Source organism: Bradyrhizobium sp. SBR1B (assembly GCF_014198205.1).
Taxonomy (GTDB): domain Bacteria; phylum Pseudomonadota; class Alphaproteobacteria; order Rhizobiales; family Xanthobacteraceae; genus Bradyrhizobium.
In genome coordinates this window covers 196,627-218,961 of sequence record NZ_JACIHC010000004.1, presented here as the reverse complement: position 1 = coordinate 218,961, position 22,335 = coordinate 196,627, and the positions used below count along the sequence as shown (strand labels likewise).

The window sequence follows — 22,335 nt, the reverse complement described above, 5'->3', positions numbered from 1 at the left end:
ACGAGCGCATCTTGCGAGCCGGGCGCTTTGCGTCAAGGGCCAAGAGGCTATCAATAATGCAGGGCCGGTGGGCTGTTATGCGACGCGATAACAAAGCCTTATCGTGGCCTCCCGCATTAATTTATTGGACTTGCGGGCGCATTTACGCGAAGCAGGGGTGAGGCGGAACTCAAGGTCGAGCCCGCTCCCGCAAAAGCCCGATTTCGACAGCTCTTCGACAGCTCAATGGCCGCGACGCTCCCCCCGCCCCGCCTTCTGCCCAGTGGCGACAGCGCCGTCACGGTCGAGTTCAGCCGCACCATCGACGACGATGCCAACCAACGCGTGCTGGCGCTGGACAAGGCGCTCGCAGCAAGCCCGATCGATGGCATCACCGAGACTGTGCCGACCTATCGCTCGCTGCTGGTGCACTACGATCCCGGCAAGATCGGTTTCGATGCGCTCGGCGACAAGCTGCTGCCGATTGCCATCCAGCCGCCGCCGCCGGTGACCAAGGCGCGGCGCTGGCGCGTTCCCGTCGCCTATGGCGGCGAGCATGGCATCGACCTCGAGGATGTCGCCAAGGCGCTGAGCACCACGCCCGACGACATCGTCGCCCGGCATGCGGGCGGCGACTACAAGGTCGCCATGATCGGATTCACGCCGGGCTGGTCCTATCTGAGCGGCCTCGACAAATCGCTGCACATGTCGCGCCGGCAAAATCCTCGGCTGCTGACGCCCGCCGGCACGATCTCGATCGGTGGCGTCCAGGCCGGGATCCAGTGCCTCGCCGCCCCTAGCGGCTGGCATCTGCTCGGCCGCACGCCGGTCAGAACCTATCAGCTCCACCGCGATCCAACCTTCCTCACCGAACCCGGTGACCGCGTGACGTTCTTCTCCATCGATCACAAGACCTTCGAGGAGCTGGACCGCGCTGCGGAAGCCGGCGAGATCGTCGCCGAGCAGGTGGACGCATGAGCCGGCTCGTCGTCGCCAGCATCGGCCCGGCTAGCTCCGTGCAGGACGGCGGACGCCACGGCGCACAGCGCTATGGTCTGACGGTCAGCGGCGCCATGGACCGCCTGTCGCTGGCTGCGGCGAACACGCTGGTCGGCAACGAGCCGTTCGCGGCCACTGTAGAGATCGGCCCGTTCGGCGCCGCCTTCACCGCGCGCGATGGCGCCGTCCGTGTTGCAATTTCAGGCGCGCCGCGCAATGCGGACGTCGCCGGGAACCCGGTCGCGATGGACACATCGGTGACGCTGAAGGACGGCGAGACGCTGACGCTGGGCTTTGCCCGCGGCGGTGCGTTCACCTATCTCGCCATCGAAGGCGCCATCAAAGGCGAGATGGTGTTCGGCAGTCTCGCCGTGAATGCCCGCGCGGGCCTCGGCAGCCCCTACCCGCGCCCGCTCCAGGCCGGTGATGAATTTTCGGTCGATGCCGCGAGCGGCGCCCCGGAATTGCGGATCGAGCTGCCAAACCCCGTGAGCGGTCCGATCCGCGTAGTGCTGGGGCCGCAGGACGACGAGTTCGACGACGCCAACAAGGCGCTGTTCCTGGACAGCGAGTGGAAGATCTCGGCGACCTCCGACCGCATGGGCTACCGGCTCGAAGGACCCGCGATCAAGCATCTGCACGGCCATAACATCGTCTCCGACGGCACGGTCAACGGCAGCATCCAGGTGCCCGGCAACGGCTCGCCGATCGCGCTGATGATGGACCGCGGCACCTCCGGCGGCTATCCGAAGATCGCAACGGTCATCACCGCCGACGTCGGCCGCCTCGCCCAGACCTCGGCCGGAACCGCGTTCCGCTTCAGGGCTGTGCGCATGGCCGAGGCGCAGGACGAGGCGAGGAAATTTGCGCAACTGATCCGCAACCTGCCCGATCGCCTGCGCTCTGCCGACACCGTCGCGCTCAACATCGAGGCGCTCAGCGATGCCAACGTCGCGGGCTATGCTGTGAGCGCCGTGGATGCCGGGACCTGGCAGGTGACGGCGGAGCCATAAACGACACGACGACCAGAGGCAGAGAGGCAACCCATGAAGACAATCGATCTCAATTGCGACCTCGGCGAAGGTTTTGGCGCGTGGGAGATGGGCAACGATCCCGCGATGATCGAGCTCGCAAGCTCGGTCAACGTCGCCTGCGGCTTCCATGCCGGCGACCCCGACATCATGCGCCGGACGGTGGAACTGGCGAAGGCGCGCGGCGTCTCGGTCGGCGCCCATCCGGGATATCGCGACCTGCACGGTTTCGGCCGCCATCCGATCGCTGGCCTGAAGGCGTCCGAGATCGAGAACCTCGTCGCCTACCAGATCGGCGCATTGCAGGCGATTGCGACCGCGGCCGGCCACAAGGTCACGCATGTGAAGGCGCATGGCGCGCTCTCCAACGTCGCCTGCGAGGACGACATGACGGCGAAGGCGATCGCCGCCGGCATCCGGGCGGTCGATCCCAGCCTGATCTTCGTCGTGCTCGCCAATTCCAAGCTGGTGAAGGCCGGCGAAGCCGCCAATCTACCGATGGTGCACGAGGTGTTCGCCGACCGCGCCTATGAGGACGACGGCAATCTCGTCTCGCGCAAGAAGCCCGGCGCGGTGCTGCACGACGCCAAGGCGATTGCCGACCGCGTGGTGCGCATGGTGCAGGACGGCGCGGTGGTCTCGGTGACGGGCAAGGTCATCAAGATGCGCACCGACACGGTGTGCATTCATGGCGACACGCACGGCGCCGTCGAGATCGCGCGGACCTTGCGTCAGGCGTTGAAGGATGCAGGGATCGAAGTGGCGCCGTTCAAGCGCGGGGCGTGAGGCACATCAGGTGCCGCGGTGCCGTAGGGTGGGCAAAGGCGCATAGCGCCGTGCCCACGATCTCTGTCTGATTGACACAGGCGGTGGGCACCTTCGCTTGCCCACCCTACGAGACCGAGCAGGATCTTTAGAACGGGTGTATCGACAACGTGCCGAACACGATCGCCGCGATCACGGCAAACGCACTGTAGAGCGCGAAATGATGCATGCTCGCCCCGGTCCGACGCGAGAGCGAGCGCGCGTAGAAGTGCAGCCTGGCTTCCGCCGATAGTTCGCGCATGGTCGATCTCCAACGCCCCATTTGTAGGATTATGAGGGATCAACCAGGGCGGGAGGCAAGATGCCGGAGGAAATAGCGATGCGCCTCCTCCGAAGCGGCCGCATCGCAGACGTAAATTCTCTCCAGGTGCAGGTTCCGAGAATCTTATTCGTTCAAATTCGAGCCGGTTGGAACCGGCTCGGATGACAGTAGCCCGACGATCGCCTTAGTACACGTCAGCCTGGAAGCGGCCGGTCTTCTTGAGCTCGGCGACGAAACTAACGGCTTCGTCGGTCGAACGCGCCCCGAACTGGGCGACGATGTCGACCAGCGCACGCTCGACGTCCTTGGCCATGCGCTTGGCATCGCCGCAGATGTAGAGATGCGCGCCTTCGGCGAGCCAGGTCCACACCTCGCGGCCGACCTCGCGCATACGGTCCTGCACGTAGAACTTCTTCTCGCCGTCGCGCGACCAGGCCAGCGACATGCGCGTCAGCAGACCCGAGGTCTTCATCGCATTGAGCTCCTCCTGGTAGAAGAAGTCGCAATCGCTGCGCTGATGGCCGAAGAACAGCCAGTTCTTGCCGGGCGCGCCGGTCGCCTTGCGATCGAGCAGGAAAGCACGGAACGGCGCGATGCCGGTGCCGGGACCGATCATGATCACGGGCGTCTTCGGGTCCTGCGGCAGGCCGAAACCGTGCGCCTTCTGCACATAGACCTTGAGATTCTCGCCTTCTGTGATGCGCTCGCCGAGGAAGGTCGAGGCGACACCGAGACGCTTGCGCTTGCCGACGACGTAGCGCACGGAATCGACGGTCAGCGACAGCTTTCCGGGCGTCGCATTGTGCGAGGACGAGATCGAGTAGAGCCGCGGCTGCAGCGGCTCCAGCGCCTCGACGAAAGCCTCCGGATGCGGCCGCGTACCCGAAAACTTCTGCAGCGCCGCCATGACGTCGAGCGTGGCGGCATCGCCGTCGGGATCCTCGCCCTGCGCCAGCGCCCGCGCCTTCTCGCGCTGCGCGCCGCCGGTGATGAAGGAGATCAATTCGAACAGCGTGTCGGGTGCCGGCGACAGCGAGACGTCGTCGATCAGCACCTCGCGCAACGTCTTGCCGTTGACCTTGGTGGTGTGGGAGGCGCCGAGCAGCGCGATGATCTGGTCGACGAGGCCGACCTCGTTGCGCGCGAACACGCCAAAACTGTCGCCCACGACGTAGTCGAGCTTGCTCTCGGAGAGATCGAACTCGACGTGATAGGTTTCCTTCTCGGACTTGCCCTTGTTGAGCAGACGGCGCGAGAGGAAGGTCGCGGTCACGGGGTTGTCGCGCGAGCGGCCCGGCTCCGCGATCGTCACGGTCACGGCCGGCGCGGTCACCGCGTCCGTCTTGTCCGCCGCCTTGGCCGCCGGCGCCTTGTCCAGCTCCTCGTACAGCGACTTCAGCATCCGCGCGGTTTCCTTGCCGCCGGGAACACAGAGGTTGAGCCGTGCTTCGCTGCGGCCCGCGATCGCCTCCGAATAGTCGTAGCAATTGTAGCCGCACTGGCCGCAATCCTGCTGCGCCATCGCCGCCATCATCTTGCGGCGGACGGGACGGCCCTCCGCAAGCTTCATCCGGTCGGCGATCGGCATGGTCTGGTCGTGCCAGGGCGCCTCGCCGTCGTCACCGTCGCCGGCTGCGCCCTGCATGACGGCGGCGCCCTGCTCCGCTGACAGCGGCGCGGCGACATCAGGCGACAACAGCCCGGCAAAGAAGCCGTTCAGCCAGGAGCGCTGCGCGTCGGAGAACGGGGCGCTGGCGGGGATGATATCGAGTTTCGGCGGAGGCGTGATCTGGTTCATGCGGACACCTGTGCATCGGCAAGCTTGCGCAGCGTTTCGCCGTCATGGCGGCGCGCAAAGGACAGGAAGGTTTCGTCGGGTGACGAGCGATGGGCGATATAGGCCTTGAGCAGTCCTTCGACCGTCTTCGGTGCGTCCTCGGCCTTGAGGTCGTGATAGACCTCCTGCCCGACATCGGCGTCGGGGCCGAACCCGCCACCCGTGAAGAGGTGATAGCCCTCGACCGTGTCGTCCTCGTTCACCGGCACGCGCGCACCGATCAGGCCGATATCACTGATGTAATGCTGTGCGCATGAATGGTGGCAGCCAGTGACATGGATGTTGACCGGCTTGTCCATGGCGACGCGCGGCTCGCACCAATCACCGATCTCGGCCGCGCTGCGCTTGGTGTTGGACGCCGCGAAACGGCAGCCGGCGTTGCCGGTGCAGGCGATCAGTCCGGCGCGGATGTGCGAAACCTCGACCGCGAGCCCGATCTGCTTGATGGCAGCGATGGCGAGTTCGATGTTCTCGTCGCGCACCCCTGATATCAGCAGGTTCTGCCAGACCGTCAGGCGGATCTCACCGTCGCCGAGGTCGCGCGAGACCTTAGCGAGACCGCGCATCTGATCGCAGCTGAGCTTGCCGAGCGGCAGCGACACGCCGATCCAGTTGAGACCGTCCTGCTTCTGCTTGTGCACGCCGACATGCGCCATGCGGTCCGCCGCGGGCCGAGGCGCGAACGCCTCTTCCGGCACACGCGTGAACGGCGTCTTCAGCCGTTCCTCGACAAGCTTGAGAAAGCCGTCATGGCCCATGGCGTCGAGCACATATTTCAGCCGCGCCTTGTTGCGGTTGGTGCGGTCGCCATGGTCGATGAACACGCGCACGATGGCATCGGCGACGGCCGTCGCCTGCTCCGGCTTGACGATGATGCCGGAATATTTCGCAAAGTCCTTGTGGCCGGTGATGCCGCCGAGGCCGAGGCGGAACCAGATTCCGGGCTCGACGCCAAAACCGTCCTTCACCTCATACGCCGTGAAGGCGATGTCGTTGGTCTCCTCGAGCACCGCGATCTTGCCGGCGCCGTCGAAGGCGACGTTGAACTTGCGCGGCAAGCCGTAGAGCGAGCGATCGTTGAGGATGTGGTAGTGCCATTCGCGCGCATAGGGCCGCGTGTCGATGATCTCCTGCGGATCGATGCCGGCCGTCGGCGTACCCGTGACGTTGCGGATGTTGTCGGCGCCGGAGCCGCGCGAACACAGGCCGAGGTCCTGGATACCCTCGATCAGCTTCACGGCATTCTTCGGCGGAATCTCGCGAAGCTGGAGATTGGCGCGCGTCGTGACGTGGCTGTAGGGACCGCAGAGCTCGTCGGCGAGATCGGCAAGGCCCGACATCTGCCAGTGCTTCATGATGCCGTTCGGAATCCGCAGGCGGCTCATGTAGGAGTCCTGCGTCGGCGCGACATAGAAGATGCCGTAATAGCGCCAGCGGAAATTGTCCGCCGGGCTCGGCGGCGTGTTGTCGAGCGCTTGCTGGCGCAGCCGCGGATAAGCATCGAAGGGATGCTCGTCGCGCTTGAACTTCTCCTGGTCGGCGAGCTTCTTGCCCGACGCGATGACCTTGTCCTGCGCCTTGATGTGCACGGCATCGGGACCAACAGGCTCGGCGTTCGGCTTGCCGGCGCCGCCTCCGCCGCCGAGACCGCGACCGACCCGGCTGATCTGCAGACCGGTCGTAAAACCTTCGAGATAGCGTTTCTGCTCGTCGGTAAAGTCGACTGCGAGCGTATCGATTTTCATGGTCGGTAACGAAGCTCCTGCGGCCACCTGGGTGGCATCGACGGACATTGGCGCGACCCGCGAGGAACTGGGCTGGCCCTTAAGAGCCGGCTTCGTTTCCCGACGGTCCGATCAGCTTCGTTGCTGCGGGACTCGGCTCAGCAGGCACCTGTGACAAGCTGGCCGCACTGCAACATTCAAGTTGCGTGCCAGCTTGGCCAAAATGGAAAATATCGCTATTTCAAATAATTAGGTGCCACCCCGAGAATTCCCGGGCGGCAAGCTTTCACGAAATTCGGGCAGCCGGATCAAACTTTGGGCAATGAAACTTACTGCCTAAAAAATACGCAGGCCCGAATCAAGCCTTCCATCGCCCGACCTCGAAGGCCCTAAGATGCCCCTGGATGTCGTTGGGATTGAACACCGGGCCGGCGAATGCCCCGAACGCGGCGGGAGCCTGCTCGGGCGGCCGGCGGCCGAGGGCCGCATCGTAGAGGTCGGGCCTGAAAACGGCCATCGCCGTCTTGACACCCTCCGGACTGAGCGCCGTCTGCCCCCAACGCACCATCTGCGCATAGAGCCAGGCGGCCTGGACCGGATCGGGCCGCCCCGCCTCTTCCCGCCCCACCAGGAGATAGCGGCCGCTTTCGCGGAACGTGCCGTCAGGGGAGATCTTCAGCCGCCCAGTCAGGGTGCGCTGGATCACTTCGGCATCGACGCCGATCCGCTCGGGCTGCGCCAGAATATGCGCCGCCTCAGCCAGGTTCGCGGGCTGCTCGATGAACTCGGCCCCCTTCACCGCCGCGCGCACCAGGCTGGCGACGACGTCCGGATGCGTGTCGGCCCAGACCTGGCGAACCGCCAGCACCTTCTCCGCCGCGCGCACGAGAATGTCGGAGACGAAATGCAGGATGTGACCGATGCCGAGATCGACGGCGATCGAATTCCAGGGCGCACCGACGCAGAACGCATCGACATGGCCGCTCTTGAGGCTGTCGACCATGTAGGGCGGCGGCAGCACCACGAGGCGGACGTCTTCGTCGGGATCGACCCCGGCCGCGGCCATCCAGAACCGCAGCTGGTAATTGTGGGTCGAGAACGGGAAGGTCATGCCGAAAGTCAGCGGCTCGGCACCCGCCTTGCGCCGCTTGGCAACCACCTTCGCCAGCGCTTTCGCCGTGGCCATCGGATCGAAGCGGTCGCCGTCGATCTCCTCCATCAGCGCCGCATGGAGCGCCGGCGACACCGTAATCGCGTTGCCGTTGATGCCGAGACTGAAGGGCGCGGCGATCGGTACCTTGACGTGACCGAGCCCGAGCGAGGATGCGATCGCCACGGGCGCGAGCAGATGAGCGGCGTCGAACAGGCCGATATTGAGCTTGTCGCGGACGTTGGACCAGGACACCTCGCGCACCAGCTCGACCTCGAGCCCTTCGGCGGCGGCAAATCCCTTGTCGACGGCGACGATCAGCGCTGCGGCATCGACCAGCGGGATGAACCCGATGCGGAGGGGAACGGTCATTTCAGCATCTCCGACGCGGTGATGATCGACTGCGCGATCTCGCCGATTTTCTTCTTCTCGCGCATGGCGGTGGAGCGCAGCAGCACGTAGGCCTCGTCCTCGGTGAGGCCCTTCACCTTCATCAGGATGCCCTTGGCGCGTTCGATGATCTTGCGGTCCTCGAGCTGCGACTTGGTGCGCTCGAGCTCCTCCTGGAGCTTGGCAAAGGCGTTGAAGCGGGACACGCAGAGGTCGAGGATCGGCTTGATGCGCTCCTTCTTCAGCCCGTCGACGATGTAGGCGGATACCCCCGCCTCGACCGAGGCCTGGATCGAGGCTGAATCGCTCTGGTCGACGAACATGGCGATCGGCCGCTTCACGGCGCGGCTGACCTGGAACATCGCCTCCAGCACGTCGCGGCTGGGGTTCTCGAGATCGATCAGGATGATATCGGGGTCGACCGCATAAATACGGGCAAGCAGGCTCTGCATTTCGCGGATATGGACCACTTGCGTGAATCCGGCCTCCCGCAATCCTTCCTCCAGGATCGCAGCGCGGATCGGGCTTTCGTCGACGATCACGATTTTGGGCGACTGTTCGGCGCTCATAGCTCACTCACGGCAGGTGATTCATCCATAGCACGCCGGAACGCCCTGCAAAGGGTTGTAATTGTGGGCAATTGGGACTAGCTCAGGCCGGTCAATCAGGCAGATTTGGATATGGATCAGACGGCTGCGCCCAAGGTCAGCTTCGTGTCGCTCGGGTGTCCCAAGGCATTGGTGGATTCCGAGCGCATCATCACGCGCCTGCGCGCCGAGGGCTATGAGCTCGCCCGCAAGCACGATGGCGCCGATATCGTCATCGTCAACACCTGCGGCTTCCTCGACAGCGCCAAGCAGGAATCGCTGTCGGCGATCGGCGAGGCCATGGCCGAGAACGGCAAGGTGATCGTCACGGGCTGCATGGGCGCGGAACCCGAGCAGATCGAGCAGGCCTATCCCGGCGTGCTCTCGATAACCGGTCCGCAGCAATATGAAAGCGTGCTCGACGCCGTGCACCGCGCGCTGCCGCCGGCCCACAACCCGCATGTGGACTTGGTGCCGCCGCAGGGCATCAAGCTGACGCCGCGCCACTACGCTTACTTGAAGATCTCCGAAGGCTGCAACAACCGCTGCACCTTCTGCATCATTCCGAAGCTGCGCGGCGACCTCGTCTCGCGTCCGGCCAATGACGTGCTGCGCGAGGCCGAACGCCTGGTCGGCGCCGGCGTCAAGGAGCTCTTGGTGATCTCGCAGGACACCTCGGCCTATGGCATCGATCTCAAATATGCCGAGAGCCCGTGGAAGGACCGCCAGGTCCGCGCCAAATTCCTCGACCTCGCGCGCGAGCTCGGCGAGCTCGGCGCATGGGTCCGGCTGCAATATGTCTACCCCTACCCGCATGTCGACGAGGTCATCGCGCTGATGAACGAGGGCAAAGTGCTGCCCTATCTCGACATCCCGTTCCAGCATGCAAGCCCCGAGGTGCTGAAGGCGATGAAGCGCCCGGCGGCACAGGACAAGACGCTGGCGCGGATCAAGCGCTGGCGCGAGGAATGTCCTGATCTTGCCTTGCGCTCGACCTTCATCGTCGGCTTCCCCGGTGAGACCGACGCAGATTTTGCCTATCTGCTCGACTGGCTCGATGAAGCCGAGATCGATCGGCTCGGCTGCTTCAAATACGAGCCGGTTGCGGGCGCGACATCGAACGCGATCGAGAACCCGGTGCCGGAAGAGGTCAAGCAGGAGCGCTACAATGCGCTGATGGCCCGCCAGCAGAAGATCTCCGCGCGCAGGCTGAAGCGCAAGGTCGGCACCCGCCAGCAGATCATCATCGACGAGGTCGGCCCGACGGTGGCCAAGGGCCGCTCCAAGGCCGATGCTCCGGAGATCGACGGCGCGGTGTATCTGACGAGCCGCCGCCCCTTGCGCGTCGGCGAGATCGTCACCGCGAAGATCGAGCGCGCCGACCAGTACGATCTACACGGCAGCGTCGCGGGGTTCTGAGGCTCCAAGACGCCGGCAGTCCTTGCGGTCCCCAGGGGCGAGACCGGCGTGAAACCGTCTCATGGTTTCCCCGGCGATGAGTGCTCGGCGCGGACGGCGCCGGGGCAAGGCACGTGCGGGAAGCTGCTATGCCCAGGCTGCCGAGCAGAAATAGAGCTTAGAGCAGGTTCGTCATGTCGTGTTGCCCGACGGCTCCTGTCCGTGCTGCGCGGCGAACACCTCCTTGGCTGCGAACAGCCCGTTCACTGCCGCAGGGAAGCCAGCATAGACGGCCATCTGCATGATGATCTCCACGATCTCGTCGCGAGAAAGGCCGACGTTCAGCCCCGCCTCGATATGCACTTTGAGCTGAGGCGCGGCATTTCCGAGCGCCGTCAGCGCGGCGATCGTCGCGATCTCTCGATCGCGCAGGCCGAGATCCGGGCGGCAGTAAATGTCGCCGAAGGGAAACTCGATCACGTAGCGTGCGAAATCCGGAGCGATGTCGGCGAGTGAGGCGACGACCTTTTCGCCGGCCTTGCCGTCAATGCGTGACAGGGCCCGCTGGCCGCGATCGAAGCGGCTTTCGGCGTGTGTTTGGGCGTGCGTCATTTTCCTTCGTCCTCTGTTCGTCGCCGGCGTAGCCGGCAATCTTGGTATCAAGGACGAGCAGGCATTCCTGGAGTTCGGCAATCTGCGTGCGAACCTGTTCTCGATGGATTTCCAGCATCTGCCGCCGGGCTGGCCCGGTGGCGTCGCCGTCATCACGAAGCGCCGCGTAACGCAACATGTCCCGGATTGGCATTCCGGTGGTCTTGAGCCGACCGAGGAATTCGATCCATGTGAGGATTGATGCGTCAAAATCACGTTGACCGGAGCGATCCCGGTCAGCGTATGGAAGCAGCCCGATGCGCTCATAGTAGCGCAGCGTGTGAGTCGACAAGCCGGTTCGTCTTGCAAGGTCGCCGATCTTCATGTGTGCCCGTTCTCGTACTGACGCACGTACAGATACCCCTTCGAGCGCGCTCTAAGTCAAGAGGGATCGAAGGTGGCGTCCCCGCGAGGTCAAGCAAGGGCTAGAACGCACTGATGGCGCGACAGCGGAAGGTCTCGGCGCGCCCGGCTGCACGGCAGCCCCGCGGAATTCCGAAGGTTCAGGAGGTCGCCAGCCATTTCGGCACCCAGCGCTCAGGCCGGGGTGCGCGGGCGAGATCGGCCTTCGCCTCGGAGAGCAGCGCCGGCTCGCCGTCGATGGTCGGGCGTAGGTCGTATTCGAAATTCGGCATGACGCGGCCGTCGGCATAGAGCCCAAAATTCATCGCGTACCACAGGCCAAGCTCGGGCTGGGCGCGGCGCATCTCCTCGCGCAGGTCGCGCAGCAGGGATTCGATCGAGGCGGCTTCCTCGAACGGCTGTGGTCCGTGCGAGAGCACGCGCGCCTCGTATTGCCTGCCGACGATCGCGATCTCGAATCTCGTCCGGTCCCAGGGCTTCTTGCCCTTGGGCAGATGGGCGGCCAGCCGCCAGCCGAGCTCGGCCATCAGGCGGTGATTGGCCCAGTAGTCTTCGCGATCCCGGCTCCATTTTTCCATGAAGCCGCGGAAGTCAGGCAGTTCCGACGAATTCTCGTCGGGCGTCGCCGGCTCGCCGAGCGGCCGTCCGGCCAGCCATTGCGCGAGCTCGACCGTCTGCGGCTCGACCTCGTCATGCGGCTTGAGATCGCTCCAGGCATTGTCGAATTGTTGCGATGTCAGTTTGGCGAGCAGGCCGTCGAGGCTCGGCGCCAGCAGCTCGTAGTCGCCCTCCGAGCCCAGTCCCACGATCGGCGGATTGTCGCGGTCGAGACCGGCGCCGTACCAGCCGCCGACGGCCGAGCCGTCCGGCAGCCGCATGAACAGCGAAAACCTGTCCCGCAAGGGGCTGCCGTCGGTGATCGGCGCGTGATCCGAGAACTGGCCCTGCAGCGAGAAACAGCCGACGCTGCCCCAGGGTCGCCCCTTGAGCCAGGTGGCAAAGTCGACCAGCAACGGCGGCGCTTCGATACCCGGCGGAAATGCGCCGCGAATGCTGTCGAGGTCGATGGGATAAGGCGTATCGGACAAGGCTGAAAACTGTCTGGTTGGTCCCGTCCCTCTTGGTCTCGCCCGAATTGCTTCCGGTTCGAACCAAGTCGCGTCCTTCGATCACAAACGCGCTAGAGGCGCAATGGTTTCGATGCGGTACGCAAATGGAATACGACGAAACATCAGGAATTTGGTTCAAGCTGTCGGCCATCGGCCTCACGATGGCCCTGCTCGCGCTGTCCACCCCCGCTGCGGCGCGATCCCCCTCAGCCGCACAGCTGCGCCAATGGTGTTACGAGGACGACGACATGGGCCACGAGGAACGGCGCACCGAGGGCTGCTCGGCCGTGCTCAAGGCCAATCCCAACGATGTGCATGCGCTCGCCAATCGCGGCGAGATGCTTCGGCGCAAGGGCGACGCCGCGCGTGCGCTGGTGGACTTCAACCGTGCGATCGAGCTCAATCCTGGGCATTCCGACCTCTGGTACAACAGGGGAATTGCCCATGACGATCTCGGCGAGAAAGATCACGCCATTGCCGACTACACGCGTGCCATCCGGCTGAACGCCCGCGACCCGCTCTACTACAACAACCGGGGCAACTCCCACATTCACAACAAGGCGTACGAGCGCGCGATGGCCGACTACGATCAGGCCATCAAACTCGATCCGAATTTCGCGCTCGCCTATTTCAATCGCGGCACCGCCTTCAGCAACCACGGCGACGACGCGAGTGCACTTGCGGACTTCGATCTGTCGATCAAGCTCAACCCGAACTACGGGCCGGCCTACGGCAACCGCGCCCGCGTCTATCGCGACCGCGGCGACCGTCCCCGAGCGCTGGCCGATTTCGCCAAATCGATCGATCTCAGTCCGAACAACGACCGCGACTTCTATGCGCGCGCGAACATGTATTTCGATACGCACGACTACACGCTGGCGCTCGACGATTACGACCGCTCCATCAGAGCGAATGCGAGCCGTGCGGACGTGTTCAATTCGCGATGCTTCACCCGCGCGATCGTCGGCCGCCTGCAGGAGGCGCTGGCCGATTGCGAGCAGTCGCTGAAGATGGCTCCCAACGATGCCGACACGCTGGACAGCCGCGCCCTCGTCCATCTCAAGCTCGGCAACCTCGACGCGGCGATTGCCGATTACGATGCCGCGCTGAGCATCAAGCCGGGGCTCGACGGCTCGCTCTACGGCCGCGGATTGGCGAAGCGCAAGAAGGGTGACGGTGAAGGCGCCGAGCGCGACATCGCGGCCGCAAAGGCAATCAATGCCGGCATCGCCGATGTATTCTCGCATTACGGCGTCGAGTAACCGTCACGCAGGAATGTGACACTATAGTGCATTCACGCAGAGGTCACGGACTCGTCCTAGTTCTGCCGCGCCTTTCAACGCGAGCGAGGAATGAGAATGAGCCGTCTCTCGAACATGCTGCGCAGGCAGCGCTTCGACGATTACCGCTTCTACCACCAGAGCACCGTCAACCAGACCCTGCATCTCGTCAGCGCCGTGATCTTTCTCGGCTGCTACGCCTTGCTGTTCAAGGACGCAGCGCTCGCGGGTATCGTCGGCTGGCTTGCGATGCTGACGCGGCAGACCGGGCATTTCTTCTTCGAGCCGAACGGCTATGATACCGTCAACGACGTCAGCAACGACTACAAGGAAGCGGTCAAGGTCGGCTACAACCAGACCCGCAAGATCGTCCTGCTGCTGGTGTGGGGCAGCGCGCCGGTTGCGCTGTACGCGTTCCCTTCCCTGTTCGGGCTGTTCGAGCCGCCCGCCACGCGTCTCGATTTCGTCCGTCACGTCGGCACGCTCTGGCTCGCGATCGGCGTCAGTGGCGGTCTTGCCCGCATGCTCCAGCTCTTCGCCATGCGTGACGTCACGACCGGCCTCGTCTGGGTGTTCAAGGTGCTGACCGACCCCTTCCACAACATCGCTCTGTACTGGAATTCGCCGCCCAAGCTACTGCGCGGTGAGCTGATCGACACCGCGATCGCGGACGCGGATTGGGGCGATGAAGAGGCCGAGGAGGCCGCGCACCCGACGTGACGATGCACGCTCGGCGAGCATCCCTGCAAAATGCCTGCTTGACAAGCCCTGCTATTCGGCTGTACGGACGCGCCCCATGATCAATTTCCGGACCCACCTGCGCACCGAAATGCTCCGTCGTCGCTCCCGCGACGATGAGAGGGTGCGCCATGTCCGACGACGCCGCTGAACCACTGAATTCAGCTGAAGTTTTCGAGAAGGCCGCACCCGCAAGGTGCGGCCTTTCTGCTTTTTGCGCCCGTTTTCCACCCGTCTCCAGAGGAGTTCGACATGACCACGCATCCGTACGACGCGCTGATGGACATCACCGCACGGCCCAAGGCCGTGTTCGTCCGCGGCGCGGGCTCCTACCTCTGGGACGACGGCCGCAAGCGCTATCTCGATTTCGTGCAGGGCTGGGCCGTCAACTGCCTCGGCCACTCCCCGCCCGCGGTTGCCGACGCGCTTTCCGCACAGGCCAGGCGGCTGCTGACGCCGAGCCCTGCCTTCTACAACGAGCCGAGCCTCAAGCTGGCTCAAGCGCTGGTCGCGAACAGCGCCTTCGACCAGGTATTCTTTGCCAATTCCGGCGCGGAAGCCAACGAGGGTGCGATCAAGCTCGCGCGCAAATATGGCAGCCTGCACAAAGGCGGCGCGTTCGAGATCATCAGCTTCGAAGGCGGCTTTCACGGCCGAACGCTGGCGACGATGTCGGCCTCGGGCAAGAAGGCGTTCGAGCCGCTGTTCGAGCCGAAAGTATCAGGCTTCAAGAAGGCGAAGCTGAACGACATCGCCTCGGTCGAGAAGCTGATCAACGACAACACCGTCGCGGTGATGCTCGAGCCCATCCAGGGTGAATCAGGCGTCTGGCCGGCGACCGATGCATTCCTTCAGCAGCTACGCGCGCTGACCGATGCGCACGGCCTGCTGCTCATTTTCGACGAGATCCAGACCGGCATCGGCCGGACCGGAAAACTCTTCCACTACGAGCACACCGGGATCGCGCCCGACATCATGACGCTCGGCAAGGGTATCGGCGGCGGCGTACCGCTCGCTGCCCTGCTCGCGACCGAACGCGCCTCGTGCTTCGAGCACGGCGACCAGGGCGGCACGTTCAACGGCAACCCGATCATGTGCGCGGCGGGGCTCGCCGTGCTCGAGGAGGTCAGCAAGTCCGACTTCCTGAAGCAGGTCGCCGAGACTGGCCTCTTGCTCGAGAGCGAGCTGCAGAAGGTCTCGGCCCGGCACGGCCTCGGCGGTGTGCGGGGACGCGGGCTGCTGCTCGCGCTCGACCTCAAGCTGCCGATCGCGCCCGGCATCGTCGCGCAGGCGTTCGAGGAAGGCGTGCTTCTCAACGCGCCGCAGCTCGACACGCTGCGCTTCATGCCGGCGCTGAACGTCGCGAAGGCAGAGATCGCCGAGATGATCGATTGTCTCGATGGGATCTTGACCAAGGCCGGCGCGGCACGGCGCGTGGCGTAGCAACTGTTTCGTTCTCCTGGAGGCAGTGCCGTAGGGTGGGCAAAGCGAAGCGTGCCCACCACTCAGAAAGGGTGGGCACGGCGCTTCGCACCTTTGCCCACCCTACGAGAGCAGCATCCGCGGAGACAGTTCTCGATTTCTTCGCTTCGCTCGCAATGACGGGAGCCTACGGCTTCAAAATCGAAGCTCCCGTGGTCTTGCGGCTTTCGAGATCGATATGCGCCTTCGCGGCATCCTTCAGCGCGTAGGCGTGGTTGATCGGCACGTGCAGCTTGCCGTTGATAACGGCGGCGAACAGCGTGTCGGCGCCTTCGAGCAGCTCCTTGCGCGTGCCGACGTAATCGTTGAGCTTCGGCCGCGTCGCAAACAGCGAGCCGTGATTGTTGAGCTCGGCGATCGCGAACGGCGGCACCGGCCCGGAGGCGTTGCCGAAGGAGACGAACATGCCGCGCGGCTTCAGGCACGACAGCGAGCCCGGGAAGGTCGCCTTGCCGACGCCGTCATAGACGACGTCGCAGCCCTCATTGCGGCTGATCTGCTTGACGCGCGCGACGAAGTCCTCCTCGTTGTAGAGGATGACGTGATCGCAGCCATTGGCCTCGGCGAGCTCGGCCTTCTCGCGCGAGCCGACCGTGCCGATGACGTGGGCCCCGAGCGCCCTCGCCCATTGGCAGGCCAAAAGGCCGATGCCGCCGGCGGCGGCATGGACCAGAACGCGGTGATGCGGCTCGACCTTGAAGGTCTTGTGCAGGAGATACCACACCGTCAGCCCCTTGAGCATCAGCACGGCGCCCTGCTCGTGGGTGATGTGATCGGGCAACTTGACCAGCTTCTCCCAGGGAATGTTGCGCTCGCCAGTATAAGCTCCGAGATTGTGGTAGTAGGCAACGCGATCGCCCGGATGGAAATGCGTCACGCCGGGCCCGACGGCGATGACCTCGCCCGAGGCCTCGTTGCCGGCAATGAAAGGCAGCCCCGGCGCCTTGTAGAGACCGGTACGGTAATAGACGTCGATGAAGTTCAGGCCGACCGCATGCTGGCGGATGCGCACCTCGCCGGGGCCGGGCGCCGGGACATCGACGCTCTCATAGACCAGGGCTTCTGGGCCCCCGACCTTGTGCACACGGACCGCTTTGGTCATCACCTGACCTCCTCTTCTCAAAGGCCAGCGAAAGACATCGCGCCCGCCTTGTCAACTCGATGTAGCTGGAACGCCTAAACCGACGGCGTGCTGGTCTTCCTGCGATTGCGCTTGGCCAGCACGTTGAAGAATTCAACGGCCGCCGAGAACGCAATTGCAAAATAGATGTAGCCCCGCGGAATATGGAATTGGAATCCGTCCGCGACCAGCGCGACGCCGATCAGCACGAGGAACGCCAGCGCCAGCATTTTCGTGGTCGGATGCTCCGCGACGAAGCGCGACACCGGGCCCGACGAAATGTACATGATCAGGCAGGCGATCACGACCGCCGCGATCATGATCTCGACGTCCTGGGCCATGCCGATCGCGGTGATGATCGAATCCAGCGAGAACACGATGTCGATGACGATGATCTGGATGATCACCCAGAAGAAGGCGCTGCCGCCGGGTTTCTGATCGCCCTCGCCGTCATCGGCCTCGACCTCGGCGTGGATCTCGTGCGTCGCCTTCGCGATCAGGAACAGGCCGCCGCCGATCAGGATGAGGTCGCGCCAGGAGAAGTCCGAACCCTTGAATGAAAAGACCGGCGCGGTCAGGCCGATCAGCCAGACCAGGACGCTGAGCAGCATGATGCGGAAGACCAGCGCGAGAGCGAGCCCGATCTTGCGGGCGCGATCGGCCTGCTGCTGGGGGATACGCGAGACGATCACCGACAGGAAGATGACGTTGTCGATGCCGAGCACGATCTCGAGCGCAGTCAGGGTGAGCAGCGCGGCCCAGGCTTCGGGGCTGGTCAACAGATGCATCATGCGAAGGATCTTACCAGTCGTATCAACGCATCGCTGAAGCTGATCCAGAGCGCGATCGCGCAGAGTGCGACGGTGACGCCGGCGCCGACGCGGAAATCCATCTCCAGCACGTAGAGGGCGAGCAGCGCCCAGATCGCGATCAGCGACATCGTCAGCCAGCGCAGCCGCACGACGCGGACCGGATGCAGCACGTGAAACGGCACGAAGGTCAGCACGACGAGCGCGGCCACCAGCAGCGTCGACCACAGCGGCGGCCAGTGCAGCAGGAACAGATAGAACGCCGCCGCATTCCACAGCGCCGGGAAGCCGCGGAAATGATTGTCGTCCGCCTTCATGCGCAGATCGGCGAAATATAGTGCGCTGGTGACGATGATGACGACGCCGAGCAAGGGCGCCGCGACCGGCAGCAGCAGGCCGCTGGCGACGATCGCGTAGGCCGGCACGAAGACATAGGTGACGAAGTCGACCACGAGATCGAGCACGTCGCCCGACCAGTTCGGCTGCACGTTCTTGACGTCGAGCCGGCGCGCGATCGGCCCGTCGACCGCGTCGATGATCAGGGCGACGCCCAGCCATTGAAACATCGCCGCCCAGTGCTCGCGCACGGCCTCCAGCATCGCCAATAGCGCGATCGCCGCGCCGAACGCGGTGAAGATGTGCACCGAAAAGGCCGCGGCGCGGATCGCCGGTTTCGGCTTCAGGGAATCCTGCTGGGTATCCATGGCTTCTGCTATCAGAATGAGGCCGGTTTGCACATCCGCCATTGCGGCGCCCGGTCGCACGATCCGTCAGAAAATCAGGCGGAATCAGCGGGCTTGAATTTGCCGCCGGGCGTGTCATTTGTCGTTCCATGACAGACGCATCGACACTCCATGACGCCGCCGTGATCGGCGGTGGACCGGCCGGACTTGCCGCAGCGATCGCGCTGGCGCAGGCGGGTGCCCGGACCGCACTGGTGGCGCGGCGCATTCCCTATGCCGACAACCGCACCACCGCGCTGCTCGGCGCCTCCGTCGAACTGCTGGAGACGCTCGACGTCTGGTCCCGCTGCAAGGATAAGGCCGCCGCGCTGGAGGTCATGCGCCTCGTCGACGACACCGGCCGGCTGTTCCGCGCGCCGGAGGTCCGGTTCTCCTGTCACGAAATCGCGCTCGACGCCTTCGGCTACAACATCGACAACCGCTCGCTGATGCTGGCGCTGGAAGCGCGTGCGGCTGAGCTGCCCAATCTCGTCCGTTTCGACGACGAGGCTGAAAGCGTCGTCATCGAAGCCGACGACGTCGCGGTCCGCACGGCCTCCGCGCAATTTCTCTCGGCCCGCCTGGTGGTCGGCGCCGACGGCCGGCATTCGCTGTGCCGGGAAGCTGCCGGCATCGCGGTGACGCGGCGCGAGCTGACGCAGACGGCGCTGACCTTCAACGTCGGTCACACGCGGCCGCATCGCAATGTCTCGACCGAGTTCCACACGCCGCATGGCCCTTGCGTGTTCGTGCCCCTGCCCGGCGACCGCTCCAGCATCGTCTGGGTCTCGGCGCCTGCGGAGGCCGAACGGCTCCGCGGCCTCAGCGATGCCGAGCTGTCGGCCGCGATCGAGAAGCAGTCGCATTCGATCCTCGGGCGCATGACCGTCGAGCCCGGGCGCAACCTGTTCCCCCTCGCGATCGAACGTCCAAAATCCTTCGGCCGCGACCGCATTGCGCTGGTCGGCGAAGCAGCCCATGTGGTTCCGCCGATCGGTGCCCAGGGCCTCAATCTCGGCCTGCGCGATGCCGCCGACATTGCCAGGCTCGCGGGCGAGGTCATTGCAGCCGGCCAGGATCCCGGCGCGCCCGACCTGCTCAAGCGCTACGACCGCGCGCGGCGTCCGGACGTTTTGAGCCGCACCTTTGCGATCGACATCGCCAACCGCTCGCTGCTCAACGATTTCCTGCCGCTCCAGCCGGTCCGCGCCGTCGGCATGCACTTGCTCGGCGCCATCGGCCCGCTCCGGCGATTTGCGATGCGCGAGGGCCTGACGCCGACCTGGCGGCGGTAGTTCTCAGGCGCGATAGCGCGCGATGAATTGGATTAAGTTCGATCGAGCCGCGGGCTCGGTGCAACCTCTCCCGCTTGCGGGGGAGGTCGGCGCGAAGCGCCGGGTGGGGGCTCTCTCCTTTTAGGGATTTTCTCTGCAGACTTCAGACAATCCCAATGTGGAGATATCCCCTCCCCAACCCTCCCCCGCAAGCGGGAGAGGGGGCGCACCGTTCGTATCGCCAGCAGTTCTGGCTCTCACGGAAACACCAGCCGTCCGCTCTGAAGCAGCCACATCACGCTGGTCAGCGTGACCACGGATGCAAAGGTCCCGAGCAGCACCGCGACGGAGGCGGATTCGATCCAGGCATCGTTCTGCCGGGCGATGACGAACACGTTCAGCGCCGGCGGCAGCGAGGCCATCAGCACGGCGGTCGCAGCCCAGGGCTGCGCGAAGGGGCCGAACGCCAGCATCAGGCCGAACGCCGCCAGCGGATGGATCAGGAGCTTGACCGCGATCACGCCCGGCACTTCCCACGGCACCCGGTCGAACGGACGCAGCGCCACGGTCACGCCGAGCACGAACAGAGCGGTCGGAGCGGCGGCGTTCTGGAGGAAGGTGATGGTGCGATCGAGCGCGACCGGCATCTCGATATGCAGCGCCGCGACCGCGGCACCGAAGCAGGCCGACATGATCAGCGGGTTGAGCACGATCTGCTTCAGCACGACGCCGAAGGCATGCACGATCGAGGGATGGTCGCGGTCGGAGAGCTCGATCAGGAGCGGCACGATCGTGAACAGGAAGATGCTGTCGCAGCAGAAGATCAGCGCGGTCGGCGCCGCAGCCTTGGTCCCGAGCACAGCGAGCGCCAGGCCAGGACCCATATAGCCGATATTGCCGTAGCCGCCGGAGAGACCTGCGAGCGTCGCCTCGCGCAATGTCAGCCGTCCCAGAACCTTGCCGACCACCAGCGCCAGGGTGAATGCCGCAACCGTCGACAGCGTGGTCGCGACCAGGAACGGCGGGTTGTTCAATTCCGCAAACGGCGTCTTCGACATGATCGCAAACAGCAGCGCCGGCAGCGACACGTAGAGCAGGAAGAAGTTCATCCAGGCGAGGCCCGATTCCGGCAGGGACTTGGCCTTGCCGCAGGCAAAACCGACGAAGATCAAACCGAAATAAGGTAGCGCCAGATTGAGGATATCGACCATCGGTGAAGTATTTTCTGAAGACTTGGGGGCTATCTGCCCCTGAAGTGAACGTTAATTCCAGATGAGGCCACTAGCATCGGCCACAATCCTGGTCTATCGACGGGGAATGATTAAAGCGCGGACCGCCAAATTCCAGATCGGACAGGTCGTACGCCACCGGATCTTCTCGTTCCGGGGCGTGATCTTCGACATCGATCCGGAATTCAACAACACCGAGGAGTGGTGGCTGTCGATCCCCGAGGAGGTGCGGCCCCACAAGGACCAGCCGTTCTACCACCTGCTCGCGGAGAACGCGGAATCCGAATACGTCGCCTACGTGTCCGAGCAGAACCTGTTGCCGGACGAATCCGGCGAGCCGATCCGGCACTCGCAGGTGGCCGAGATCTTCATCAAGAACAAGGATGGCGGCTACCGCCCGCGCAATCCCTCGCTGAACTGAATTTCACTGGCAGAGGGCTAGCAAAAAAGGCGCTCGTGAGAGCGCCTTTTTCATGTCCAGGACCCTGGTCCCGATTACTTCTGGCCGGCCGGAGCGGCCCCTGGGGCAGCACCGCTCTGCTCGAGCTTCTTGCGCTGCTCATCAGCCTTCTTCTGAAGCTCTTCCTGGAGCTTCTTCTGATTTTCCTCGAACACCTTCGGATCGGTCGGCGGACCGTCATAGGCCTTCTGGAATTCGCCGGCGAGCGGCAACGGCAGGGTCAGCGGCGCGCCGTTGGCATTGATCGCCTGGACAACGAGATTCTGGCCCTTCTTCATGCTGTTGATGAGCTCGGGCGTCGCCTCGTAATCGGACATGCAGCCGTTCTGGAAACAGATCACATAGGGCTGCTGCAGCGGCGCGTTGCTGTCGACGATGATGCGGGTGCCGTGCACGAGCTGCATGCCGAGCGGCAGCGTCACGCGCAGGATCTTCTTGGGCTCGCCTTCCGGCTCGATGATGACGGCGGCGATGACCGGCTGGCCCGATTCGATGCGGCCGTCCTTGCCGGTGAAGCAGACCTGCTTGGCGTTGGCGTCCTGGCCCTTCAGGCAGAACTTGGTCCAGGGGGCGTAGATCAGCTGGATCTGCTGATCGGCGGGCTGAGCCGCGCCCTGCTGCGCCGGAGCGCCTGCAGCGGGGGCCTGCTGGGCGGGGGCCTGAGCGGCCGGTGCCGGAGCCTTCGGGGCGGCCTTGGGAGGCGCTTTCGGGGCCGGAGTCGCCTTGGGCGCACCCGGGGCCGGCGCCGGGGTCTGGGCCTCGGCGGCAAACGGAACGGCCAACGCCGTCGCCGTCAACAGGGCGAGAAGTCGCCCACGCGGCCGGACGGACGCGGCCAAGTAACGGAAATTCATTGCGGAAAACCCTTTCTGAACGGGAAGCGCCCGAACCGCTCCGAAGCGCCGAACCAAGCCGC

General features: G+C 64.6%; 22 protein-coding genes. 9 read left to right on the top strand and 13 right to left on the bottom strand.

Features of this window, described 5'->3' with window-relative positions:
- Nucleotides 1-225 precede the first annotated feature (225 nt).
- From pxpB to GGD61_RS12755, 3 genes are read left to right on the top strand one after another with little or no spacing between them, the layout of a single operon-like run.
- On the top strand, nt 226-957 hold the full coding sequence (gene pxpB / locus GGD61_RS12765; protein ID WP_092258043.1) for a 5-oxoprolinase subunit PxpB: 732 nt from the start codon (nt 226-228) through the stop codon (nt 955-957).
- Complete coding sequence (locus GGD61_RS12760) at nt 954-1,991, top strand: biotin-dependent carboxyltransferase family protein (protein WP_092258039.1); 1,038 nt, start codon at nt 954-956, stop codon at nt 1,989-1,991. Before pxpB ends, GGD61_RS12760 begins: the two co-directional genes overlap by 4 nt.
- A 33-nt stretch (nt 1,992-2,024) precedes the next feature.
- The gene (locus GGD61_RS12755) at nt 2,025-2,795 is read left to right on the top strand and encodes a LamB/YcsF family protein (protein WP_018317990.1); all 771 of its coding nucleotides are present in this window, start codon (nt 2,025-2,027) and stop codon (nt 2,793-2,795) included.
- 127 nt (nt 2,796-2,922) lie between these two features.
- On the opposite strand, the gene GGD61_RS12750 is transcribed toward GGD61_RS12755, so the two are convergent.
- The 5 genes from GGD61_RS12750 to GGD61_RS12730 all read right to left on the bottom strand — a co-directional run bounded on the left by GGD61_RS12750 (nt 2,923) and on the right by GGD61_RS12730 (nt 8,766).
- Nucleotides 2,923-3,075: a hypothetical protein gene (locus tag GGD61_RS12750; protein WP_165637618.1), complete on the bottom strand. Its 153-nt coding sequence runs from the start codon at nt 3,073-3,075 to the stop codon at nt 2,923-2,925.
- Between the two features lie 205 nt (nt 3,076-3,280).
- The gene (locus GGD61_RS12745) at nt 3,281-4,894 is read right to left on the bottom strand and encodes a sulfite reductase subunit alpha (protein ID WP_092258037.1); all 1,614 of its coding nucleotides are present in this window, start codon (nt 4,892-4,894) and stop codon (nt 3,281-3,283) included.
- Nucleotides 4,891-6,678 (bottom strand): NirA family protein, encoded by a 1,788-nt coding sequence (locus GGD61_RS12740; RefSeq protein ID WP_177237169.1) that lies wholly within the window; start codon nt 6,676-6,678, stop codon nt 4,891-4,893. The genes GGD61_RS12745 and GGD61_RS12740 overlap by 4 nt, the downstream gene beginning before the upstream one ends.
- 337 nt (nt 6,679-7,015) lie before the next feature.
- Nucleotides 7,016-8,179: a CmpA/NrtA family ABC transporter substrate-binding protein gene (locus GGD61_RS12735; RefSeq protein WP_183230754.1), complete on the bottom strand. Its 1,164-nt coding sequence runs from the start codon at nt 8,177-8,179 to the stop codon at nt 7,016-7,018.
- Nucleotides 8,176-8,766 carry an ANTAR domain-containing response regulator gene (locus GGD61_RS12730; RefSeq protein ID WP_008564898.1) on the bottom strand — a complete coding sequence of 197 codons (591 nt, stop codon included), beginning with the start codon at nt 8,764-8,766 and terminating at the stop codon, nt 8,176-8,178. Before GGD61_RS12730 ends, GGD61_RS12735 begins: the two co-directional genes overlap by 4 nt.
- A 111-nt stretch (nt 8,767-8,877) precedes the next feature.
- Here GGD61_RS12730 and rimO point away from each other — a divergent pair, with 111 nt between their 5' ends.
- Nucleotides 8,878-10,203, top strand: coding sequence for a 30S ribosomal protein S12 methylthiotransferase RimO (gene rimO / locus GGD61_RS12725; protein WP_092258027.1), 1,326 nt, complete (start codon nt 8,878-8,880; stop codon nt 10,201-10,203).
- A gap of 171 nt (nt 10,204-10,374) precedes the next feature.
- Here the strand turns inward: rimO and GGD61_RS12720 are convergent, their stop codons facing one another.
- From GGD61_RS12720 to GGD61_RS12710, 3 genes are all read right to left on the bottom strand, one after another.
- Complete coding sequence (locus GGD61_RS12720) at nt 10,375-10,794, bottom strand: carboxymuconolactone decarboxylase family protein (RefSeq protein WP_092258024.1); 420 nt, start codon at nt 10,792-10,794, stop codon at nt 10,375-10,377.
- Nucleotides 10,727-11,158, bottom strand: a complete 432-nt coding sequence (locus GGD61_RS12715; protein WP_091963536.1) for a MerR family transcriptional regulator — start codon at nt 11,156-11,158, stop codon at nt 10,727-10,729. The genes GGD61_RS12720 and GGD61_RS12715 overlap by 68 nt, the downstream gene beginning before the upstream one ends.
- Nucleotides 11,159-11,336: 178 nt before the next feature.
- Nucleotides 11,337-12,284, bottom strand: coding sequence for a hypothetical protein (locus GGD61_RS12710; protein WP_092258021.1), 948 nt, complete (start codon nt 12,282-12,284; stop codon nt 11,337-11,339).
- A gap of 125 nt (nt 12,285-12,409) precedes the next feature.
- Here GGD61_RS12710 and GGD61_RS12705 point away from each other — a divergent pair, with 125 nt between their 5' ends.
- The 3 genes from GGD61_RS12705 to GGD61_RS12695 all read left to right on the top strand — a co-directional run bounded on the left by GGD61_RS12705 (nt 12,410) and on the right by GGD61_RS12695 (nt 15,766).
- Nucleotides 12,410-13,567, top strand: a complete 1,158-nt coding sequence (locus tag GGD61_RS12705; RefSeq protein WP_092258018.1) for a tetratricopeptide repeat protein — start codon at nt 12,410-12,412, stop codon at nt 13,565-13,567.
- Between the two features lie 96 nt (nt 13,568-13,663).
- Nucleotides 13,664-14,305: a hypothetical protein gene (locus GGD61_RS12700; protein ID WP_183230753.1), complete on the top strand. Its 642-nt coding sequence runs from the start codon at nt 13,664-13,666 to the stop codon at nt 14,303-14,305.
- 270 nt (nt 14,306-14,575) lie between these two features.
- On the top strand, nt 14,576-15,766 hold the full coding sequence (locus GGD61_RS12695) for an acetylornithine transaminase (protein ID WP_092258012.1): 1,191 nt from the start codon (nt 14,576-14,578) through the stop codon (nt 15,764-15,766).
- 166 nt (nt 15,767-15,932) lie between these two features.
- On the opposite strand, the gene GGD61_RS12690 is transcribed toward GGD61_RS12695, so the two are convergent.
- From GGD61_RS12690 to pcsA, 3 genes are all read right to left on the bottom strand, one after another.
- Nucleotides 15,933-16,907 (bottom strand): quinone oxidoreductase, encoded by a 975-nt coding sequence (locus GGD61_RS12690; RefSeq protein ID WP_018317978.1) that lies wholly within the window; start codon nt 16,905-16,907, stop codon nt 15,933-15,935.
- A 74-nt stretch (nt 16,908-16,981) separates the two neighbouring features.
- A complete protein-coding gene (locus GGD61_RS12685; RefSeq protein ID WP_183230752.1) occupies nt 16,982-17,716 on the bottom strand; it encodes a TerC family protein in 735 nt (244 codons plus the stop codon).
- Entirely contained in the window at nt 17,713-18,480 is a 768-nt protein-coding gene (gene pcsA, locus GGD61_RS12680; protein WP_092258006.1) for a phosphatidylcholine synthase, read from the bottom strand. Before pcsA ends, GGD61_RS12685 begins: the two co-directional genes overlap by 4 nt.
- Before the next feature lie 86 nt (nt 18,481-18,566).
- Here pcsA and GGD61_RS12675 point away from each other — a divergent pair, with 86 nt between their 5' ends.
- Complete coding sequence (locus GGD61_RS12675; RefSeq protein WP_092258003.1) at nt 18,567-19,751, top strand: UbiH/UbiF family hydroxylase; 1,185 nt, start codon at nt 18,567-18,569, stop codon at nt 19,749-19,751.
- Nucleotides 19,752-19,987: 236 nt separating this feature from the next.
- Here GGD61_RS12675 and GGD61_RS12670 read toward each other — a convergent pair whose 3' ends face one another.
- Complete coding sequence (locus tag GGD61_RS12670; protein WP_018317974.1) at nt 19,988-20,941, bottom strand: AEC family transporter; 954 nt, start codon at nt 20,939-20,941, stop codon at nt 19,988-19,990.
- 106 nt (nt 20,942-21,047) lie between these two features.
- Here GGD61_RS12670 and hspQ point away from each other — a divergent pair, with 106 nt between their 5' ends.
- Complete coding sequence (hspQ, locus tag GGD61_RS12665; RefSeq protein ID WP_018317973.1) at nt 21,048-21,380, top strand: heat shock protein HspQ; 333 nt, start codon at nt 21,048-21,050, stop codon at nt 21,378-21,380.
- A gap of 74 nt (nt 21,381-21,454) precedes the next feature.
- Here the strand turns inward: hspQ and GGD61_RS12660 are convergent, their stop codons facing one another.
- Nucleotides 21,455-22,273, bottom strand: a complete 819-nt coding sequence (locus GGD61_RS12660) for an invasion associated locus B family protein (RefSeq protein ID WP_018317972.1) — start codon at nt 22,271-22,273, stop codon at nt 21,455-21,457.
- Between the last annotated feature and the right edge of the window lie 62 nt (nt 22,274-22,335).

Bases quoted from the DNA above. Each gene is read 5' to 3' on its own strand.
- pxpB (WP_092258043.1), top strand. From the start codon at position 226: ATGGCCGCGACGCTCCCCCCGCCCCGCCTTCTGCCCAGTGGCGACAGC.
- GGD61_RS12760 (WP_092258039.1), top strand. From the start codon at position 954: ATGAGCCGGCTCGTCGTCGCCAGCATCGGCCCGGCTAGCTCCGTGCAG.
- GGD61_RS12755 (WP_018317990.1), top strand. From the start codon at position 2,025: ATGAAGACAATCGATCTCAATTGCGACCTCGGCGAAGGTTTTGGCGCG.
- GGD61_RS12750 (WP_165637618.1), bottom strand. From the start codon at position 3,075: ATGCGCGAACTATCGGCGGAAGCCAGGCTGCACTTCTACGCGCGCTCG.
- GGD61_RS12745 (WP_092258037.1), bottom strand. From the start codon at position 4,894: ATGAACCAGATCACGCCTCCGCCGAAACTCGATATCATCCCCGCCAGC.
- GGD61_RS12740 (WP_177237169.1), bottom strand. From the start codon at position 6,678: ATGAAAATCGATACGCTCGCAGTCGACTTTACCGACGAGCAGAAACGC.
- GGD61_RS12735 (WP_183230754.1), bottom strand. From the start codon at position 8,179: ATGACCGTTCCCCTCCGCATCGGGTTCATCCCGCTGGTCGATGCCGCA.
- GGD61_RS12730 (WP_008564898.1), bottom strand. From the start codon at position 8,766: ATGAGCGCCGAACAGTCGCCCAAAATCGTGATCGTCGACGAAAGCCCG.
- rimO (WP_092258027.1), top strand. From the start codon at position 8,878: ATGGATCAGACGGCTGCGCCCAAGGTCAGCTTCGTGTCGCTCGGGTGT.
- GGD61_RS12720 (WP_092258024.1), bottom strand. From the start codon at position 10,794: ATGACGCACGCCCAAACACACGCCGAAAGCCGCTTCGATCGCGGCCAG.
- GGD61_RS12715 (WP_091963536.1), bottom strand. From the start codon at position 11,158: ATGAAGATCGGCGACCTTGCAAGACGAACCGGCTTGTCGACTCACACG.
- GGD61_RS12705 (WP_092258018.1), top strand. From the start codon at position 12,410: ATGGAATACGACGAAACATCAGGAATTTGGTTCAAGCTGTCGGCCATC.
- GGD61_RS12700 (WP_183230753.1), top strand. From the start codon at position 13,664: ATGAGCCGTCTCTCGAACATGCTGCGCAGGCAGCGCTTCGACGATTAC.
- GGD61_RS12695 (WP_092258012.1), top strand. From the start codon at position 14,576: ATGACCACGCATCCGTACGACGCGCTGATGGACATCACCGCACGGCCC.
- GGD61_RS12690 (WP_018317978.1), bottom strand. From the start codon at position 16,907: ATGACCAAAGCGGTCCGTGTGCACAAGGTCGGGGGCCCAGAAGCCCTG.
- GGD61_RS12685 (WP_183230752.1), bottom strand. From the start codon at position 17,716: ATGATGCATCTGTTGACCAGCCCCGAAGCCTGGGCCGCGCTGCTCACC.
- pcsA (WP_092258006.1), bottom strand. From the start codon at position 18,480: ATGGCGGATGTGCAAACCGGCCTCATTCTGATAGCAGAAGCCATGGAT.
- GGD61_RS12675 (WP_092258003.1), top strand. From the start codon at position 18,567: ATGACAGACGCATCGACACTCCATGACGCCGCCGTGATCGGCGGTGGA.
- GGD61_RS12670 (WP_018317974.1), bottom strand. From the start codon at position 20,941: ATGGTCGATATCCTCAATCTGGCGCTACCTTATTTCGGTTTGATCTTC.
- hspQ (WP_018317973.1), top strand. From the start codon at position 21,048: ATGATTAAAGCGCGGACCGCCAAATTCCAGATCGGACAGGTCGTACGC.
- GGD61_RS12660 (WP_018317972.1), bottom strand. From the start codon at position 22,273: ATGAATTTCCGTTACTTGGCCGCGTCCGTCCGGCCGCGTGGGCGACTT.